Annotated in this window: 17 protein-coding genes; 9 read left to right on the plus strand and 8 right to left on the minus strand. The window is 65.2% G+C overall.

Annotated elements, in window-relative coordinates; translation table 11 throughout:
- The first annotated feature begins 2 nt into the window (after nt 1-2).
- The 6 genes from ACTJK6_RS18795 (at nt 3) to amaB (ending at nt 6,384) form a co-directional block, all read left to right on the plus strand.
- Nucleotides 3-797, plus strand: coding sequence for an ABC transporter permease (locus ACTJK6_RS18795; protein WP_440839822.1), 795 nt, complete (start codon nt 3-5; stop codon nt 795-797).
- Between the two features lie 13 nt (nt 798-810).
- Entirely contained in the window at nt 811-1,137 is a 327-nt protein-coding gene (locus ACTJK6_RS18800; RefSeq protein ID WP_316869082.1) for a (2Fe-2S)-binding protein, read from the plus strand.
- Nucleotides 1,137-2,567 (plus strand): FAD-dependent oxidoreductase, encoded by a 1,431-nt coding sequence (locus ACTJK6_RS18805; RefSeq protein WP_440839823.1) that lies wholly within the window; start codon nt 1,137-1,139, stop codon nt 2,565-2,567. The genes ACTJK6_RS18800 and ACTJK6_RS18805 overlap by 1 nt, the downstream gene beginning before the upstream one ends.
- Nucleotides 2,560-3,693 (plus strand): NAD(P)/FAD-dependent oxidoreductase, encoded by a 1,134-nt coding sequence (locus tag ACTJK6_RS18810; RefSeq protein ID WP_440839824.1) that lies wholly within the window; start codon nt 2,560-2,562, stop codon nt 3,691-3,693. The genes ACTJK6_RS18805 and ACTJK6_RS18810 overlap by 8 nt, the downstream gene beginning before the upstream one ends.
- Nucleotides 3,694-3,719: 26 nt before the next feature.
- Nucleotides 3,720-4,784, plus strand: a complete 1,065-nt coding sequence (locus ACTJK6_RS18815; protein WP_232038994.1) for an ABC transporter substrate-binding protein — start codon at nt 3,720-3,722, stop codon at nt 4,782-4,784.
- Nucleotides 4,785-4,851: 67 nt separating this feature from the next.
- Nucleotides 4,852-6,384, plus strand: a complete 1,533-nt coding sequence (amaB, locus tag ACTJK6_RS18820) for an L-piperidine-6-carboxylate dehydrogenase (RefSeq protein ID WP_440818690.1) — start codon at nt 4,852-4,854, stop codon at nt 6,382-6,384.
- Nucleotides 6,385-6,444: 60 nt separating this feature from the next.
- Here the strand turns inward: amaB and ACTJK6_RS18825 are convergent, their stop codons facing one another.
- Nucleotides 6,445-7,710, minus strand: a complete 1,266-nt coding sequence (locus ACTJK6_RS18825; RefSeq protein ID WP_440839825.1) for a serine hydrolase domain-containing protein — start codon at nt 7,708-7,710, stop codon at nt 6,445-6,447.
- A gap of 184 nt (nt 7,711-7,894) precedes the next feature.
- On the opposite strand from ACTJK6_RS18825, the gene ACTJK6_RS18830 reads away from it, so the two are divergent.
- Nucleotides 7,895-8,812, plus strand: coding sequence for a LysR substrate-binding domain-containing protein (locus ACTJK6_RS18830; protein ID WP_440839826.1), 918 nt, complete (start codon nt 7,895-7,897; stop codon nt 8,810-8,812).
- A 9-nt stretch (nt 8,813-8,821) separates the two neighbouring features.
- Here the strand turns inward: ACTJK6_RS18830 and ACTJK6_RS18835 are convergent, their stop codons facing one another.
- Together ACTJK6_RS18835 and ACTJK6_RS18840 are read right to left on the minus strand one after the other, a co-directional pair.
- Complete coding sequence (locus tag ACTJK6_RS18835; RefSeq protein WP_440839827.1) at nt 8,822-9,730, minus strand: alpha/beta fold hydrolase; 909 nt, start codon at nt 9,728-9,730, stop codon at nt 8,822-8,824.
- A gap of 171 nt (nt 9,731-9,901) precedes the next feature.
- Nucleotides 9,902-10,972 carry an NAD(P)H-dependent flavin oxidoreductase gene (locus ACTJK6_RS18840; RefSeq protein WP_440839828.1) on the minus strand — a complete coding sequence of 357 codons (1,071 nt, stop codon included), beginning with the start codon at nt 10,970-10,972 and terminating at the stop codon, nt 9,902-9,904.
- Nucleotides 10,973-11,120: 148 nt separating this feature from the next.
- Here ACTJK6_RS18840 and ACTJK6_RS18845 point away from each other — a divergent pair, with 148 nt between their 5' ends.
- Together ACTJK6_RS18845 and ACTJK6_RS18850 are read left to right on the plus strand one after the other, a co-directional pair.
- Complete coding sequence (locus ACTJK6_RS18845; protein WP_232038988.1) at nt 11,121-11,702, plus strand: CGNR zinc finger domain-containing protein; 582 nt, start codon at nt 11,121-11,123, stop codon at nt 11,700-11,702.
- A 116-nt stretch (nt 11,703-11,818) separates the two neighbouring features.
- Complete coding sequence (locus tag ACTJK6_RS18850; RefSeq protein ID WP_440839829.1) at nt 11,819-12,592, plus strand: SDR family NAD(P)-dependent oxidoreductase; 774 nt, start codon at nt 11,819-11,821, stop codon at nt 12,590-12,592.
- Nucleotides 12,593-12,923: 331 nt separating this feature from the next.
- On the opposite strand, the gene ACTJK6_RS18855 is transcribed toward ACTJK6_RS18850, so the two are convergent.
- The 5 genes from ACTJK6_RS18855 to ACTJK6_RS18875 form a co-directional block, all read right to left on the minus strand.
- Nucleotides 12,924-14,360 carry a M20/M25/M40 family metallo-hydrolase gene (locus tag ACTJK6_RS18855; protein ID WP_260803413.1) on the minus strand — a complete coding sequence of 479 codons (1,437 nt, stop codon included), beginning with the start codon at nt 14,358-14,360 and terminating at the stop codon, nt 12,924-12,926.
- Nucleotides 14,361-14,551: 191 nt separating this feature from the next.
- On the minus strand, nt 14,552-16,099 hold the full coding sequence (locus ACTJK6_RS18860) for a methyl-accepting chemotaxis protein (RefSeq protein WP_440839830.1): 1,548 nt from the start codon (nt 16,097-16,099) through the stop codon (nt 14,552-14,554).
- A 176-nt stretch (nt 16,100-16,275) separates the two neighbouring features.
- Entirely contained in the window at nt 16,276-16,782 is a 507-nt protein-coding gene (locus tag ACTJK6_RS18865; RefSeq protein ID WP_433868304.1) for a GNAT family N-acetyltransferase, read from the minus strand.
- A 2-nt stretch (nt 16,783-16,784) separates the two neighbouring features.
- The gene (locus ACTJK6_RS18870) at nt 16,785-18,191 is read right to left on the minus strand and encodes an alkaline phosphatase family protein (protein WP_414563088.1); all 1,407 of its coding nucleotides are present in this window, start codon (nt 18,189-18,191) and stop codon (nt 16,785-16,787) included.
- Nucleotides 18,192-18,295: 104 nt separating this feature from the next.
- Nucleotides 18,296-19,555 carry an MFS transporter gene (locus tag ACTJK6_RS18875; protein ID WP_440839831.1) on the minus strand — a complete coding sequence of 420 codons (1,260 nt, stop codon included), beginning with the start codon at nt 19,553-19,555 and terminating at the stop codon, nt 18,296-18,298.
- Between the last annotated feature and the right edge of the window lie 28 nt (nt 19,556-19,583).

Below are 19,583 nucleotides of genomic sequence, written 5' to 3' on the forward strand. Positions count from 1 at the left end.
ACATGCAAAAGAACGGACCGCTCGCGCTCATCTTCAACGCGCTCGTCATCACCTTCATGGTGGCACCGCTGGTGATCGTGTGCATCGTCGCCTTCACGCCCGAAGAAACGCTCACGCTGCCGACCCACCATTTCTCGCTGCGCTGGTTCGACCAGGTGCTGCATCACCCCGACTTCGTGCAGTCGTTCTGGAACAGCCTCTGGCTGGGCCTCGCGGCGGCCACGCTGTCGACCGCGCTGGCGGTGCCGGCTGCCATGGCCATCGTGCGCTTCCGTGCGCCGGGGCTGCAGTATCTGCAAGGCGTGTTTCTGTCGCCGCTGATCATTCCGCACCTTGTGCTGGGCGTGGCGTTGCTGCGCATGTTCTCGCTGGTGGGTGGGCAAGGCAGCTTCGGCTGGCTGATCTTCGCGCACGCGCTGATCGTCACGCCGTACACGATGCGGCTGGTGATGGCGGCGCTCGTGGGCTTTGACCACTCGGTCGAGCATGCTGCTTATTCGCTGGGCGCAAGCAGCTTTACGGTGTTCCACCGCATGACGCTGCCGATGATCCTGCCGGGCATCACGGGCGGCTGGCTGCTGGCCTTCATCAACAGCTTTGATGAGCTGACGATGTCGATCTTCGTGGTGTCGCCCGCCACCGTCACGCTGCCGGTGCGCATGTACATGTACGCCACGGAATCGCTCGACCCGATGATGGCCGCCGTCTCGGCGCTGATCGTCTTCCTCACGCTCGCGCTGATGCTGCTGCTGGACAAGGTCTATGGCCTGGACCGAATTCTGATCGGCAAGCATTGAGACAGAGATCACGATGAATGCTCCTGCAAACCGCTCTGCCCGCGCGCAGCTCCAGCGCCTCAAAGAGCGCAATCGCCCCACGGTGGCCTTCGTGCTGGACGGCCACCCCGCCGAAGCGCTGGCCGGCGATACCGTTCTGACGGCCGTGCTCACGCAAACGCGCCAGTTGCGCATCAATGAATTCAGTAAGCAGCCGCGCGCCGGCTTCTGCCTGATGGGCGCATGCCAGGACTGCTGGGTGCGCCTGGCCGACGGCAAATCGCTGCGCGCCTGCCAGACCATGATCGAACCGGGCATGCACATCTGCACGCAACCGGCCGGCAGTGAGGGCGCCGCGTGATGACGCAACCCGCCCCCACACTGCAGCGGCAATCGCAACAGGACCTGCAGCCCGTCATCATCGGTGCCGGCCCGGCAGGCGTGCGCGCGGCGCAAACCTTGCTGGCACATGGCCTCAAACCCATCGTGCTGGATGAGGCGCCGCGCTCGGGCGGCCAGATCTATCGCCGCCAGCCGGATGGCTTTAGCCGCAGCGCCGCTGATCTGTACGGCACCGAAGCCGACCGCGCTCAGGCCATACACCGCACCTTCGACCAGCTCCAACTGCAGATCGATTACCACCCGCAGACCCTGGTCTGGAATGCCCAGCCCGATCTGCTCGACCTGCTGCATGTGCCAACGCGCGCGGTCAGCAGCCTGCCCTGGCGCGATGTGATCGTCGCCACCGGCGCCACCGACCGCGTGCTGCCCATCCCGGGTTGGACGCTGCCTGGCGTCTATACGCTGGGCGGCGCGCAAGTCGCGCTCAAGTACCAGGGCTGCGCGATTGGCGATGCCGTCGTGTTTGCCGGCACCGGCCCGCTGCTGTATCTGGTGGCCTGCCAGTACGCCAAGGCCGGCGCGAACGTTGTGGCGGTGCTCGACAGCGCGCCTGCCTCCGCGCGCTACAAGGCGGCGCCTGCCATGCTGGGCCAGCCCGCCGTCATGGCCAAGGGGTTGGCACTGGTCGGCTGGCTCAAGCTACATGGCATTCCGATGCACCACGGCGTGCGATTGCTGCGCGCCGAAGGCGATGCGGCGGTGGAACAACTCGTGTGGCAAGACAGCGCCGGCCGCGAGCAGCACACTGCATGTTCCGCCGTGGGCATGGGTTACGCGCTGCGGCCGGAAACACAGCTCGCCGATCTGCTGAGCTGCGCGTTCGAGTTTTCTGCACTGCACCGCTGCCACGTGCCGCGCATCGACGCCATGCGGCGCAGCTCGGTCGCTGGCGTCTATCTGGCAGGCGATGGCGCGGGCATCATGGGCGCCGATGCAGCCGAGTACTCCGGCGAATTGGCCGCGCTCGCCTTGTTGCAGGATCGGCAAATCACGGTCGATGACGATCGCTTGGCTGCGCTACGCCAGCGCCTGCAGAAGATCGAGCGGTTCCGCCACGCGCTGGAAATCGCCTTCCCGTTTCCCGATGACTGGGCCGCGCACGCCAGCGACGACCTGGTGGTATGCCGCTGCGAAAACGTCACCGCGGGCACCCTGCGCCAGACGGCAGCCGAATGCGGCGTGCACGAGCTGAACCGGCTCAAGGCGCTGTGCCGGGTCGGCATGGGCCGCTGCCAGGGCCGGATGTGCGGCGCGGCGGCGGCGGAAATTTTGGCGCACGCGCAGTCCGTGCCGCTGGAACAGGTGGGCCGATTGCGCGGGCAGGCACCGATCAAGCCGCTGCCGCTGGATGTGACCGAGGTGATCGAACCGGAGGGCCACCATGCGTGAGCAGCTTGCATGCGACGTGGCCATCATCGGCGGCGGCATCATGGGCAGCGCCACCGCGCTGTTCCTGCGGCGGCGCGGGCTGACCGTCACCTTGCTCGAACGCGACCTGTGCGGCTCACGCTCCAGCGGCGTCAACTTTGGCGGTGTGCGCCGCCAGGGGCGGTCCATTGAGCAATTGCCGCTAGCGCAGCGTTCGCACCAGATCTGGGGGCGCCTGACCGAGCTGATCGGCACCGAGGCCGAGTACGAACGCAGCGGGCACTTCAAGATCGCGCGCAGCGTGGCCGACATGGAATCGCTGGCCGGTTATGCGGCGCGCAGCGAGGGGTTTGGCCTCGGCTTGCAGCTCATTGAAGGCCGGACCGCGCTGCAGAAGTATTTTCCGATGGGCGGCGATCAGATCGTCGGCGGCTCGCTGTGCCCGGAAGACGGACAAGCCAATCCGCGCCTGCTGTCGCCCGCATTTGCACACGCCGCGCAGGCTGCCGGTGCCGATGTGCGCGAGCACGCGCCGGTGCAATCGGTCGAGCACGATGGTGCGCGCTTCGTCGTCCATGCACGCCAGCATGATCGCGATCTGGAGGTCAAAGCCTCCGCGCTGGTCAACTGTGCCGGGGCGTGGGCCGCCCAGTTTGCCGCGCAATGGGGCGAGCCCGTGCCCATGTTCACCATCCCGCCCACCATGGGCGTGACCGAGCCGCTGCCGTTCTTCCTGCCCTGGAGCCTGGGCGTGGAAGGCGGCGGCATCTATTGCCGCCAGGTGCGGCGCGGCAATGTGGTGTTCGGCGGCGGGCGCGGCTACGTGCTGGACGACCAGCGCGCACGCTCGTCGCACGTGGCGATCCTGCGCCAGCTGCCGCAATTGGCGGCCCTGCTGCCGCAACTCACGGGCGCGCACATCATCCGCACCTGGAGCGGCACCGAAGGCAACCTGCCCGACGACCAACCCGTGATTGGCCCCAGTGCCCGCCGCCCCGGCCTGTTCCACGCGTTCGGCTTTGCCGGCGCCGGCTTCCAACTCGGCCCCGGCGTGGGCGATGTCATGGCCGAACTGATTGCCGAAGGCCGCACCACCACACCGATCGAACCCTTTTCCATCCAACGCTTTCTGCCACCCGCAGCTTGATGCACTTGATGCCCCAGGAGACCACCATGCTTGTGAAACACGCGAAAACATCGTTCACGTCCGTCATTGCTGCGGCTGCCGGTATGGCGCTGCTCGCCGCGGGCACCGCCCACGCCGACACCAAGACGCTGTACATCGGCATGAACGGCGGCAACATGGAACGCACCTACACCCAGTTCGTATTCCCGCCGTTCGAGAAGGCCAACAACGTCAAGGTCGTTGTCGTGCCCGGCACCTCGACCGACATCCTCGCCAAGGCGCAGGCGACCAAGGGCCGCGCACAGATGCATGTGATGACGCTGGACGACGGTGTCATGTTCCGCGCCATCGGCATGGGGCTGTGCGAAAAACTCAAGCCTTCGGCCAACCTGTCGACCGTGCCGGCCATTGCGCACCTCAAGGGTGACTACGCGGTGGGCTTGTCGATGGGCCTGACGGGCCTAGCCTACAGCACCAAGATCTTTGCCGACAAGGGCTGGACGCCGCCCACCTCGTGGGGCGATCTGGCTGACCCGAAATACAAGGGCAAGGTGGTCGTGCAATCCATGCCGGCTTCGTCGTTCGGGCTGGACGCCTTCCTGATGTTCAACCGCCTCAAGGGCGGCACGGAAAAGAACGTCGAACCGGCTTTCAAGGCATGGCCGACCACCATCGGCCCGAACGTGGTCGAGTACATCCCCAACTCGTCGAAGGTGGTGGAGATGATGCAGGCCGGCGATGCAGCGCTGTTCCCGTACACGCTCACGCAGGTGGAGCTGATGAAGTCCAAGGGCATCCCGATGGAATTCGTCGCGCCCAAGGAAGGCGCTGTGGTCCTGCTGACGGCGCAATGCGTGCTGGCCAACAACCCAGATGCCGACCTGGCGCAGAAGCTCGTGGATTACCTGATCAGCCCCGAGGCACAGGCGCTCGCCATGGAAAACGGCTCCTACAATCCAGTCAATCCCAAGGCCCCGCTCAAGGGCAAGGCGGCCGAAGAGCAGAACAAGATGAACACCATCCTGAAGACGGCCGTTGCGCTGGACTGGGATGTGATCAACGCCGAGCGCCCCGAGTGGAGCAAGCGCTGGAACCGCGTCGTCGAGCGTTGAGCGTTACACATCACCGCACCGCAACAGTTTTTCGATTGAACACGAGAGAAGAGCAAGGATTCACGCCATGTCAGATTCACGAACACGATTGCAGACCGTACTGAAGGCCCTCGGCCTGGACCTGAAGGCATACGAAGGGCCGGACTGGACAAGCCGCGCCCCGCGCGACGGAGCGGTACTGGCGACCGTGAAATCGCATACCGCCAGCGAGGCCGAGGCTGCCATCCAGAACGCGCATCAGGCGTATCTGGCATGGCGCATCGTGCCGGCGCCCGTGCGCGGCGAACTCGTGCGCCGCCTGGGCGAGGTTCTGCGCACGCACAAAGCGGCGCTTGGCGAACTGGTGTCGTTGGAGGCCGGCAAGATCACCTCCGAAGGCCTGGGCGAAGTACAGGAGATGATCGACATCTGCGACTTTGCCGTCGGCCTGTCGCGGCAACTGCATGGCCTGACCATCGCCAGCGAGCGCCCTGGGCACCGGATGATGGAAACGTGGCATCCGATGGGCGTGGTGGGCATTATTTCGGCGTTCAACTTTCCGGTGGCGGTGTGGTCGTGGAACGCCGCGCTCGCCCTCGTGTGCGGCAACGCCATCGTGTGGAAGCCGTCGGAGAAAACGCCGCTCACCGCCATCGCTTGTCAGCATCTGATGCAACAGGTGGTCGACGCGTTCAATGCCGAAAAGCCGGGGGCGATTCCTGCTGGTCTGAGCCAGTTGCTGATCGGCGGGCGCGACGTGGGCGAAGCGCTGGTGGCCAGCCACCTTGTGCCGGTGGTCAGCGCCACGGGCTCGACGCGCATGGGCCGCCAGGTGGGCGTGAAGGTGGCGGAGCGCTTCGGCCGCTCGATCCTGGAGCTGGGCGGCAACAACGCGATGATCGTCACGCCCTCGGCGGACCTGGAATTGGCGGCGCGCGCCATCACCTTTGCCGCCGTCGGCACGGCGGGCCAACGCTGCACGTCGTTGCGTCGCCTGATCGTGCACCGCTCGGTGGCCGACACGCTGCTGGCTCGCCTCGAAAAGATCTACCAGAGCATTGCCATTGGCGACCCGCTGGCCGACGGCACGCTGGTCGGCCCGTTGATCGACCAGGCTGCCTTCGACGGCATGCAGCAGGCACTGGCGCAGGCGCGCGCTGAAGGCGGCGAAGTATTGGGTGGCGAGCGCGTGCGTGAAGACCTCGGCGCCGATGCCTGGTACGTGCGCCCTGCGCTGGTCAAGATGCCGAAGCCGACGAAGGTGATGGAAAGCGAAACCTTCGCGCCCATCCTCTATGTCGTGACGTATGACGGCGACACCGAGCAGGCCATCGCGATCCAGAACGGCGTGCCGCAGGGCCTGTCGTCTGCGATCTTCACGGCCAACCTGAGCGATGCCGAACGCTTCATGTCGTCGGCAGGCAGCGACTGCGGCATCGCCAACGTCAACATCGGCACGTCGGGCGCCGAGATCGGCGGCGCATTCGGCGGGGAAAAGGAAACCGGCGGCGGGCGTGAATCCGGCTCGGATGCGTGGAAGGGCTACATGCGCCGCGCCACCAACACCGTCAACTACAGCGGCGCGCTGCCGCTGGCGCAGGGCGTCCGGTTCGACGTTTGATCCGCGCCTGATCGGTGTGATGTTCGGGCGGCGGCGCGCGATGCTCCGCCGCCCTGATGTTCAACGCACCGCGCCACCCACTTCCGTGATCGCGCTGTAGACCAGCGTGCGCAACTGCCGGCGCACGGGGTAGGCAGACGACGGCAGCACCTGCGTCAGGAACAGGCCGATGAGGTCTTCCCGCGGATCCACCCAGAAGAACGTGCCGGCCGCGCCGCCCCAGAAGAAGTCGCCCGTGCTACCGGGAATCAACGTGGCAGCCTGCGAGATCGTGGTCGCGAAACCCAACCCGAATCCGACGCCGTCATAGGCGGCCTCGCTGAACATCGAAGGCGACGACAGGCTCGACATGTCGCGCCCGCCCGGCAGATGGTTGGCCGTCATCAGCGCCAGCGTTTTGGGCCCCAGCAGGCGCACGCCGTCCAGCTCGCCGCCCTGCAGCAGCATGCGTGAGAAGCGCAGGTAATCCGCCGCGGTGGAAACCAAACCACCGCCGCCGGAGACGAAGCTGGGCGGCTTCAGATAGGGGCTGGTGTGCGGATCGTCCTGCAAGACCGGCCCACGATCGGACACCACCTTCGAGCCCATCGCGCCCACCGCATAGCACGCACAGAAGCGCGACGCCTTCTCTTCCGGCACATGAAAGGCCGTATCGACCATGCCCAACGGATCGAAAATCCGCTCCTTCAGGAAGGTCTCGAACGGCATGCCGCTGATCTTGCCGACCAGGTAGCCGAGCACATCGGTGGAAACGGAGTAGTTCCACGCGTCGCCCGGCGAGAACTCCAGCGGCACGCCGGCCAGCTTTTCGATCATCTCGTCGAGCGTGCCGTCGGTGGCAATGTCGCCCAGCTTGAGCCGGCGGTACGCTGCGTCGACATTCGTGTTCTGGTGGAAGCCATAGGTCAGCCCGGAGGTGTGGCGCAGCAGGTCGACCATGCGCATGGGGCGCTTGACCGGGCGCGACTGGAAGCCCTCCATGAAGCCGCCGGCGTGCACGCCCAGGTTCGCCCACGCGGGGATGAACTTGCTGACCGGATCGTCCAGCGCAACCTTGCATTCCTCCACCAGCATCATGAACGCCACCGACGTGATGGGCTTGGTCATCGAGTAGATGCGGAAGATCGAATCTTCAGCCAGCGGCACCTGGCGCTCGCGGTCGGCCAAGCCCAGCACGGAGTTCAAGGCCAGTTCGCCGCGCCGCCACACCTGGACGAGCGCGCCGGGTAGCTTGCCGGTCGCAATGTAGGCGTCATCGATGAAGCGCTCGACCCGTTCCAGCCGATCACGGGACATCCCCTGCGTTTGCGTGCCTTGCCTGTCCATGCCTTCTCCTTGCATTGATGCCCGCGCGAGCGGCGCAGGCGTGCCAGACTCCGATCCGGTCTGCACGGTATTCCGACGCGCGCAAACCGGCCCTGCGACACTGTACAGCGCTGATCCATTGCACGCGACAATGTCCGGCCCGCGCCTATGCTTCAATGCGGTTCGACCGCAACCCCGACCGAATATGAAGCGCTTCGACGACCTGTACCTCTTCACACGCGTGGTGGAAGCCGGTGGCTTTTCCGCCGCCGAGCGCGCCACGGGCATTCCCAAGTCGCGTTTGAGCCGGCGCATTGCCGAACTGGAGGTTCAGCTCGGCACGCGGCTGCTGCAGCGATCGAGCCATCGCGTATCGGTCACGCCCGTGGGTGAAGCGGTGTATCGGCATGCGCGCGACATGGCCGACGCATCTGCCGCCATTGAAGCGCTGACCGGCGCAGCACGCAGCGAACCGGCCGGCGTGCTGCGCGTCGGCACATCGCCGTTGCTGGCAGAGACGTTGGTGGCAGGCTGGCTTGCCGAGTTTGCCGATGCGCATCCGAAGCTGCGCATCGAGCTGGATTTGTCCAATACGTACGTCGATCTGATCGAGCAGCGCATTGACGTGGCGATCCGAGCAGCCACGGGGCCACTGCCCTCGCGCGATGTGGTGGCGCGGCATCTGGCGGTCTCGCCGCGTGTTCTGGTGGCCAGCCCCGCGTTGCTTTCCCGTGTGGGTGAGCCCGACACGCCCGCGGCGCTGGAAGATTTCCCTTGCCTGGGGCAAGGCTCGCTCACACGCAGCCGCGATTGGGTGCTGCAGGATGCGCGTGGGCACCGGATCTCGCTGCCGATTCGCCCTCGCTTTGCCAGCGACAACATCATCGCCCTGCGCGAAGCGGCCACCGCAGGGCTCGGGCTAGCTGTCCTGCCGCTGCATTGCTGTCATGCGGCGCTTGTCAGCGGCCGCCTGCGTACGGTGCTGCCAGGCTGGACCCCCGAGCCGGCCGACCTGCACGCTCTCTATCCGTCGCGCGCAGGCGTGCCGCCTTCAGTGAAGGCGCTGGTGGCGTTCCTGCGCGAGCGCTTTGCCGCCGAAGCCACCATGCAGCCGATGCCCTGACGCCGCGCGTTACTTCATCACGCGGCCAAGAAAGTCGAGCATGCGCGCACCAATTTCCGCATGGTGCGTCTCCAGCGCAAAGTGGCCGCTGTCGACAAAGTGGATCTCCGCATCCGGCAGGTCGCGCTTGAAAGCCTCCGCACCCGACGGAATGAAGATGGTGTCATTGCGTCCCCACACCGCCAGCAGCGGCGGGCGATGCGCGCGGAAGTACGCATGCAGCGCCGGATACAGTGCCACATTGCTCGCGTAATCCAGGAACAGATCCATCTGGATGTCGAGCTGGCCCGGACGGCTCAGAAAATATTGATCCAGCAGGTAGCCATCCGGCGCCACGCGCGTCGGATCCGGCACGCCGTTCAGGTATTGCCACTGCGTCATCTCATCCGACACGATTGCATGCAGCTCGCGGCGATGCGCTTCGTCCGGGTTGTTCCAATACGCCTTGATTGGCGCCCACGGACCTTCGCCCAGGCCTTCCTCATAGCCGTTGCCGTTCTGCGTGACGATGGCGCTGATGCGCTCCGGATGGGCCATCGCCAGGCGCCAGCCAACCGGCGCGCCGTAGTCGAACACGTAGATCGCATACCGCGACAGGCCGATCGCCTGCGTAAAGCCGTCGACCACATGCGCCAGGTTGTCGAACGTGTAGCGGAAGCCGCTCGGCACCTGCGTCAGGCCAAAGCCGGGAAAGTCCGGTGCCACCACGTGATAGCGCGCAGCCAACTGCGGAATCAGGTTGCGGAACATATGCGATGCGCTGGGAAAGCCGTGCAGCAACAGCACGGTCGGCGCATCGGCCGGGCCGGCCTCCCGATAGAACACGCGCACACCTTCGACATCCACCGTGCGATGACGTACAGCGGTGGGGGCATACGCATCGACAACCAGATCAGCGGCGCGGACAGGGGCGTTCATGGCAAGACTCCGGATGGGTTTCGAGAAAGCAGCGAAACCATAGTAACCCCGTAAACACTGTTTTTCAAGTTACATAAAATTTTCCCATTGCTCGCATGCCGATTTGTGATGCGAAACAAAACGGGCACGCCGTCTGGCGTGCCCGCGCGGGAAACGATGCAGCAGGAAAGCTCAGATGAGCCGCTCGAGCGCCTGGGCGGCAATGCGCCGCGTGATGGCTTCGGCCGACGCTTCCGTGGCCAGCCGGCCGGCTTGGCCTGACCACAGGTTGATGAAATCACCCGAGCCAGTCGGCTCCGTCTTGGCGCGCAGCGGCGCCAACGCGCCGCCGGCTGTCGGAAAGGCCGGCGCAAACGGGCTCATGGGGCCGATCTCGCGCATCAGCCGGTTGACGATGCCGCGCGCCGGTCGGCCGGTGAACAGGTTAGTGAGCGCGGTGTCGGCATCGGTTGCCTGCTTGAGCGCTGCGCGATGAATGGCCGAGGTCTTGGCCTCCGGCGACAACATGTAGGCCGTGCCGATCTGCACCGCCGATGCCCCCAGCGCCAACGCCGCCACCACACCGCGTGCATCGCCAATGCCGCCCGCTGCAATGATCGGCACCTTCACCGCATCGGCCACCTGCGGCACCAGTGCGAAGGTGCCCACCTGCGATTCGATCGTCTTGGCGAGGAACATGCCGCGATGGCCGCCCGCCTCGTTCCCCATGGCGATGATCGCGTCGACCCCGCGTGCTTCCAGCCACCGCGCCTCTTCCACCGTGGTGGCGGCGGAGATGACCTTCGCCCCCGCGGCCTCCACGCGGGCCTGCAATTCCGGCGCGGGCAATCCGAAGTGGAAGCTCACCACCTCCGGCTTCAGTTCCTCCACCAGCGCGCAGGTCGCTTCGTCGAACGGGGCGCGGTTGACGGCCGGCGCTTGCGCGTTCAAATCGATACCGAACTCGGCGTAGTACGGGGCCAGATGGGCACGCCATTTGGCATCGCGCTCGGGGTCCGGGCGCGGCGGCGTGTGGCAGAAGAAATTCAAGTTGATGGGGCCGCGCACGGCCGCCCGAAACTGCTCGACCTGCTGGCGAATCTGCTCGACATTCAGCATCGCGCACGGCAACGAGCCGAGGCCACCGCCGCGCGCCACGGCAATCGCCAGCTCCACGCCGGCCACCCCCGCCATCGGCCCCAGCACGATGGGCACCTCGATATTGAACAGTTCCAGCACGCGTGCATCGGGCCATGCGCTCATGATCGTCTCCGGCAAGTTACTTGGATGACACATGGTAATGCGGCGGACTTTTCACCGGATTGATCCATTGAAACGCATGCGCAACAAGTAACTGGAATAACAATTTAAATTGGTTACAATTTAATCCACCGCCTTTTTGAACACCGCCATGCCCGCACCTGCAGCTGCCACCGATGCCCCCCTGCTGATCGCCGACGATCCGGTGCTGGACATGCTCAACACCGTCGCCAACGTCAACGGCGAGCCGCACGATTTCTGGCAGAACGACGCCGATGTCTCCGATTGGCTGGTTCGCGCCGGCTGGCTTGCGGAGCCCGTGGCAGGTCGTTATCCGCCCGGCGTGCTGCTGGCGGTGGCGCGGCACCTGCGCGAAGTGATTCGCACATTGGTGGAGGCGCGCAAGTCGGGCCGTGCTGCCAGCGCCGATGCGCTCAATGTGTTCCTGCGGCAAGCGCCCAGCCATCCCGTATTGGTCTGGGAAAACGGCACCCCGCGCGTCGAACGCCTGCGCCCCACCGATTCGGTCGAGCAATGTCTGGCGCCGCTGGCGGAAGCCGCCGCGCATCTGCTCGCCGAAGGCGATTTCCAGCTCGTGCGCGTGTGCGAACACCCCGAATGCACGCTGTGGTTTTACGACCGCACCAAGTCGCACAAGCGTCGCTGGTGCAGCATGGCTCTCTGCGGCAACCGGCATAAGGTGGCGGAGTACCGCAAACGCCAGCAGGGCTGATCGGCCTTCCGTCGTTCCAATGCTGGAACGCCGCGTCGCGGCCAAACGGGCTGCGCGCACGTCTGCTGGTTCGTAACCTGTTCTCCCGAAACATCGCACCCAATCAGGAGAACAGCATGTCCGCAACGCAAGCCACCCCATCCACGATCACGCAACGCCTCGCAGGCCGCACCGCCATCGTCACCGGCGGCTCGCGCGGCATCGGCGCCGCCGTGGCGCATCGGCTGGCCGCCGACGGCGCGCGCGTGGCCGTGGTCTATCGCAGCAATGCAGCAGAAGCCGACGCGGTGGTCAACACCATCCGCAGCACCGGCGCGCAAGCGATTGCCGTACAAGCCGATGTGAGCGATGCCGTGTCCGTTGACGCGATGGTGAGCACCGTGCGAGAGGCCTTCGGCGCCATCGACATCCTCGTCAACAACGCCGGCATCCTGGAAAACCAGCCGGTGGGCCGCGTCGATCTCGCATCGTTCGACGCGCAGTTCCGCACCAATGCCTTCTCGACGATTCTCGTGACGCAAGCGGTGCTGCCGCATGTGCCGGCACGCGGCGGGCATATCGTGAACGTGTCTTCCAGCCTCGCGTACCGGCCCCGCGCAGGGCTGGCGGTGTATGCGGCAAGCAAGGCCGCCGTCAGCGCCCTCACCCACGCGTTTGCCGTAGAACTGGGCGCGCGCAACATCACGGTCAACGCCGTGGCACCCGCGCTCACGCGCACCGACATGACCGCGCCGATTCCCGATGAAGTCAAAGCGCGCATGCGCGAATCGACACCGATGGGCCGGCTGGCAGAGCCGGACGACATCGCCGACGCCATTGCCTTCCTGGCCTCCGACGACGCCCGCTGGATCACCGGCCGCACCCTGATGACCGACGGCGGCTTCATCTAACAACCCGCTTCTCCTACGGACGCCGGGCCAAGACGCCACCCCAGATATACAGATGGTGTGGCCGTACCCTGCCCTAGATGGCGCCTTGGATTTTTGTCGCGGGGAGGAAAAAGAGGGGAGGCTGTCTGAGCGCGGCGAGTTTGCCTCCCCTCCCTCCCCGTGACGAAAATCCAAGGGGAAGTCGCCATCTCGGGCGCGCCTTTCTTTGCTTACCTTTCTTTGGCAAGACAAAGAAAGTAAGTCGGCCCCGCGAGGGGCCGAAACCCAACAATAAACCCACACCAACAAGCTGCGCCCGCAAAAAAAGAACACGAGCGCAGCGCCCAGCCATTTACTCAGCCAACTGCTTCACAAGCCGATAAAGAAACTCCCGCCCGTCATACAACCGCGCAATCTCGATACGCTCATCCAGACCATGCGTGCGCAGGTCTGCCGGCTCGGTAAACAACCCCGACACGCCATACATCGGAATACCGGCATTGCGCATGAACCGGCTGTCGGTCGCGCCCGTGCTCATCGCCGGAATCACCGGCACATTCCACATCTGCTGCGTCAGCGCCTCCACCGTTTTCACCAGATCGCCATTGAGCGGCGACGCGGGGCTCGCCAGCGGCTTGTTGACGTAGCGCACGCTGATCTTCTCGTTGCCGATCACCTGCTTCAGCTGGCGATCGATATCGGCCGGATCATCGTGCGGCAGGATGCGGCAATTGACGGTGGCCTTGGCCGATTGCGGCAGCGCATTTTCGGCATGGCCGGCATTGACCATGGTGGCCACGCACGTCGTGCGCAACTGCGCGTTGTAGAACGGGATGGCCGAAAGCCGATCAATCGCAGCTTGGTCCGGCTTGCCGGTGCCGACCGAACGCATGTCGTCGGCCAGTTGCCCCGTGGCCAGCGGTGCGCTGCGCGCGAAGTAAGTTTGCGTCACGTCGGCCAGCTTGACGGGAAACTGATACGCGCCCAGCCGGTCCAGCGCGGCTGACAACGCATAGATCGGGTTCGTCTTTGTCGGCACCGAACTGTGGCCGCCCACGTCGCGCACTTCCAGCTCGTACGTCGTGTACATCTTCTCGGCCACCTGAATGCGGTGGAGCACCGGCTTGCCGTTGCGCAGCTCCCCACCGCCACCTTCGTTGATGCCGAACTCGGCCTTCACCAGCTCCGGCTTGTTGTTGACGATCCAGTACGCGCCGTTGGTCGGCACATCGCCGCGTTCCTCGTCGGTGGTCAACGCCAGGATGATGTCGCGCGACGGCTTGAAGCCTTCCTGTTTGAGTTGACCCAGCACGGACACGAAGGCCGAGGCCATCGCCTTGTCGTCAATCGCACCGCGCGCGGTGAAGTAGCCATCCGTCTCCTGCAGCTTGAAGGGGTCGGTCTTCCAGTCTTCACGCTTGGCTTCCACCACGTCAATGTGGGCAAGCAGCAGCATCGGCTTCTTGGCGCCGGTGCCCTTGAAGCGCAGCACCAGGTTGCCCTTTTTCGGAAAGGGCTCCAGCACCTGCATGTCGGCTGCGGCAAAGCCCGCGTCGCGCAGGCGCTTTTCCATTGCATGCGCGGCCTTGGTCGTATCACCCGCCGAATGCGTCGTGTTGATCTCGACCAGCTCCTTATAGATGTCGTGGTAGCGCTGCTGCTCGGGCGTGAGCGTGGTGGGCGCGGGCTTGCTGGCGGGGATGGTCTGGGCGAATGCGCCGGCGCTGCATGCCAACACGGCGGCAGACACCAAGACGCGAACGGAAACACGACGACACTGGAAACGCATGACACCTCCGGATAATCGTTATGTGAACCGGCTCATGGCTCGTAGCGAGTGGCTCGGGGGGCGTGGCAGGACCATGAGCGGCTTCTGGATGCACCGCATAAAGCAAAGCGGGGCCGACCCGAAGGCCGACCCCGCAGTGTAGCGCCGCGACAGCCATTTAGCTGCCACGGCAACCCATCAGGAAACGTGCTTTACATCGCCACGCGGAACACCGCCACAGCGCGGCGCAGTTCGTCCGCTTGTTCCTCCAGCGCCTGCGCAGCGGCAGCCGCTTCTTCCACCAGCGCGGCGTTCTGCTGCGTCACGTCGTCCATCTGCGTGACGGCTTCGTTGATCTGCTCGATGCCGGTACTTTGCTCAGCCGAGCCCGCGCTGATCTCGCCCATGATGTCGGTCACGCGCTTCACGGCCACGACGATCTCTTCCATCGTCTTGCCCGCACGCGCCACCAGCGTCGAACCGGATTCCACACGCGTGGCGGAATCTTCGATCAACGATTTGATCTCCTTAGCGGCACCCCCGCTGCGCTGTGCCAGCGTGCGCACTTCACCGGCCACCACGGCAAAGCCGCGCCCCTGCTCCCCGGCACGCGCGGCTTCCACAGCAGCGTTGAGCGCCAGGATGTTGGTCTGGAACGCAATGCCTTCGATGACAGCGATGATGTCGGTGATCTTGCGCGACGATTCGCTGATCTCACCCATCGTGGTCACCACGTCTTGCACCACGGCACCGCCCTGCACGGCAATGTCGGAGGCGGTCACAGCCAGCGTGCTTGCCTGACGGGCGTTGTCGGCGTTCTGCTTCACGATGCTCGTCAGCTCTTCCATGCTGGATGCGGTTTCCTCCAGCGAGCTGGCCTGCTCTTCGGTGCGTTGCGAAAGATTGGTGTTGCCTGCGGCGATCTGCTGCGTGGCGGACGCAATCGACTCGCTGCCGCGACGCACCGTCACCACGGTCTCCTTCAGCTTGGCTTGCATCTGCTGCAGGCCTTCCATCAGCAGGCCCATCTCGTCACGCGAGTGGATGCGCACGTCGGTGGTCAGGTTACCGCCCGAAATTTCATGGAAGTGCACGAGCATCTCTGCGAGCGGGCGAGAGATCGCGCGCGACAGCACCAGGTAACAGGCGGCCGCCAGCGCAATACCCACGGCAATCACGATGATGAACGCCCAAACCAGACCGTCGAAGAACGACTGCGCCTTGCTGTAAGCCGACGCGGCAATCTCTGCTTGAATGGCGTTCAGGCGATCGGCCTTGATGGCGTAAGGCACGAACAGTTCGTACAGCTTGTCGAGCACCAACGGACGCGCGGCTGCGTAGTCGTGACGGTCAAACGCTGCCAGAGCCGGCTTCAAACCCTCGTTGAAGAACGCATCGCGCAGGCGCTTGGCCTCGCCAGCGGTCTGCTCTTCTTCAGGCGTGGCGAACGGCAGCGCGTTGTAGGCATTCCAGCCATCGTCGCTGGCCTTGACCTGCTCGCGGGCGGCCTTCACCAAGTCTGCGATCTTGGCGTCGTCCGTTTCATAGACGGCACGATCCAGCGCCGTACGGACCTGCACCAGCCTCGAAATGGCCTGACCCAGTGCGCGCGTGGAGGCGAGCTGATTCGAATAGGTTTCCTTCAGCGCCTTGTTGGAGCGCATGTTGCCGTACAGCCCCAGCGCGCCGACGCCCGCAAGGAATACAGCCAGAACAAACAGGACCAGCGCCAGCCGAGCCTTGATGGAGAGCGTCTTCATATCTGCCGTGGATTGCTAAGGACAAAACGTCGCGACTGCCCGTGGGGGCGCCGACGTAAGCCAAAGTAACGACAGATAGTCCGTAATCTTTAATCAAGATCTAATGGTTTGTACTGAATATACGGCGCGTAACCACACGTAGTTAAACGCGCTTCACACGCTGCACGTCCATGCGTTCAACGTGTGAAACACGCGGCCTGAGTTCGCGCCATCAATGCGTTATCGAGCAGGACACCGCGCACCGTGACGCGTTGGCGTGCAAGCACTCCAAACCCGTTGCGAGCAAAGAAGGGTTCTGCGCTCAAACTCACATGCGCCTGCACGCTCGGCACGTCACGCTGCGCTGCCAACTCGAGGATGTGACTCATGAGCTGTTGCCCGACACCTCTTCGCGCGTGCACGGCCGATACGAAGAAGTGATCGATATAGCCGTTGGTCTGCAAATCGGCATAGGCCACGGGCTGCCCGTTGCGTTCCGCCACGAAGGGCTGGATGCGGCGGATGCGCTCATTCCATTGTGCGACGTCGTAGTGGGTCGGGGCCCACGCTTCGCACTGCTGCGGCGTATATTGCGCGGCGGCCAGACCGTGCACGGCGGAATGGAAGACCGCATGCAACAGGGGCTCGTCACCGGGTCTGAAGGCGCGGATGACAACGGTCGATTGTTCAAGCGGTGCGTTCATGATCATTGCCCCGCATGCGGCAGGTCCATCGACGCAAGCACATCCTTGATGTGCTGCGCGGCCTGCTGGGCGTTCTGCGCGGCGGGCACGGGCGGCTGTTGATCGGTCGACAGGTTGCGCACATGGTCATCAATGCTGATGCCGGTGCCAAGTGGCGCGAGCATCGCCGCCGATTCGTGCATGGCCCACTGGAAGTCATTGAGCGGCGCGTTGCGGGCGGCCTGCAAACCGGCTGGGTTCGCCGCCATGGCGCGGGCGGCGACTGGGTCGCGGTTGTCATCTGGCGCACTCAATTCCAAGACCTGCCCCAGGTCGGGTGCGCTGGCATCGCGCGCAGTGAGCGGCGTCCGGATGTTGTAGCGCATGCGCAGCGTCTTGATGATGGCGGTGTGATCGTACGGCTGCGCCACGGTCGAGCGGAAGATCGTGCCCTTGGGAATCCATGGCGACACCACCACCGCCGGCACGCGCACACCCAACCGGTCGAACGCGAAGAGCTGCCCGGGCTGCGGCGGGCTCGGCGGCACCACGGCAGGCGGCGGCACGTGGTCGAAACAGCCGCCGTGCTCGTCGAAGGTGATGATGAGCATCGTCTGGTGCCACTGCGGCGAACTGCGCAGCGCGTTGTACACCTGCGCGACGAGCGCGTCGCCGTAGCCGACGTCATGCGGCGGGTGCATGTCGTTGGGCCAGTCGAGGTCGGCAAAGTAGCGCGGCTCGATAAAGCTGTACGAGGGCAGCTTGCCGCTGGACGCATCGTCGAGAAAATCGTCGAACAGGTGGAAGTGGTCCAGATGCAGCCACAGCCGCGTGAGCGTGAGCGACTGCGCGAAGTCATGGTAATAGACGGCCCAGTCATCAGGCGCCACGCCGTCGAGCACATTGAACAGCGTCGGCATCAAGTACGGAAAGTGCACCGGCGAGTTGTTCGGATAACCGTGCGCGGTGCCGGTGTGCACAAAAAACCGGTTGGGCCACGTCTGGCACGGCGCCGAGGCAAACCACGCATCGCACACGGCGTAATTGCGCGCCAGCGTGCTGAGCGCGGGCACTTGGTCCGGCGTGAAGAAATGCATGATGTCGCGCGGGTCGCCACCGTTCTTGGCGTAGTTGGTGGTGAAGCCCTGCATGGTGGGCGTCTGCCCCAGCGGCATCTGCTGGCCGAAGAGCTGCTGGTTGATGTCAGTGAAAAGTTCGCCCGGGTCGGGATTGGGCAGCGTCATCACGTTGGCCGGCGCGGGCGTCGTCCACACGCGGATGGGCTGGCCGCCACCGTCGGGGTTGGTTTCTTCGCCCGACAGGCCGTCGAACTCCGCGCTCTTTGAATACAGCGTGCCGAACAGGTTGTCGAACGACCGGTTCTCCAACATCAGCACGACCACGTGCTCGATTGCGCCCAAGCCTGCCATGGTGGCCCCCTCGTTTCGTTGCGTTGCTTCGTTTTACGGAGCCGCACCGGGCGGCGCCTGCGGCTCACTATAGGAAGAAACAAGGGGATTGGCGTTGCGTGCGGCTACGGACGGGCCGCCGGCAGCACACGCCACGCAATCAGCGCGCTGCCTGCCGCCACGAGCCACACCACCGGCCATGACGACCAGGCCAGCACCTGCGGCAAACACAGCGATGTCAGCCCCAGCGCCGCAAACGCGCCCGTGTTGCCCAAACCCAGCGCCGTGCCGGCACGCTGCGCACCGGCCAGCGTCGCCAGCTCGGTGTAGCCCACGCCATGCCACGCCGATACGCAGATGCCGCCGGCCACCACGGCCGCCACCAGCCCCACGCGCATGATCGACAGATCGATCGACAGCGCCGACGTCATCCATGCCACGCCGGCCAGCACGACGAACAGCGCAACGCTCAACCGTGCACACGCGAGCAGATAAGCGCGGCGATTGCCGTGACGGTCGGTCCAGCGGCCGCTCCACACGCGCATGACGGCCGCCCCGCCCTGCACCGCTGCCATGGTCAGGCTGAGCGTGAGCACATTGGCGTGTGCAAAGTCGCGCAGGAACACCGTGGCGAAGGCCACCACCGCGCCTTGCGGCACGCACAGCAGCCCAATGGCCAGGGCCATGCGCAACAGCATCGGATCGCGCAGCGGCCCCGTGCCGCCAGGCGCTACAGTTTGTGCTGCCCCATTCACCGTGGCCGGCGCGTCATGCACCCACAGCCACGTGAGCGCCGCAGTCAACGCACACGCCGCCGCCAGCACGCCATACACGGCCGCAAACCCGGCGTGCGCGGCCAGGCTCGGCAGCACCAGGGCACCAACGCCGCCGCCCAGCGGTACGGCGGTCTGGCGGATGCTCATGGCCAATCCGCGCTCGCCTTCGCGAAACCAGCCCATGACCGCGCGGCCGCTCGAACCGTTCACGCTACCGCCCAGCAGGCCGACGCTCAGCATGCCGCCGACCAGCCACGCGAGCGGCGGCACATTGCCATGCAGCGGCACCACGCAACATGCCATCACGAACAGGGCCAGCGCGGTCAGCCCAAGCCCCGTCAGCAGCACCGTGCGATCGCCCCAGCGGTCTGTCAGCAAGCCCCACGGCAATTCGCTGATGGCGATGCCCAGCCCCAGCGCGCCCAGCGTCACGCCCAGCTCCGCATTGCCCAGGTGATACGCCGAGCGGATGAACACGGCCGTCGTCGGGATGCCCGAGAACGCTGCCGAAAAACTCGCATTGGCCGCCACACCCACGCCCAGCACCTTCCAGCGGTGATGGCGCGACAGGGGCATCGAAGTGGCCGGCAGGCCCATCGCGGTTGTCATGATCGTCTCTCCAGAAATGCGTTTGACA

Origin of the sequence: Ralstonia sp. 22086 (assembly GCF_052045975.1) — a bacterium.
In the GTDB taxonomy this organism is placed as follows: domain Bacteria; phylum Pseudomonadota; class Gammaproteobacteria; order Burkholderiales; family Burkholderiaceae; genus Ralstonia; species Ralstonia wenshanensis.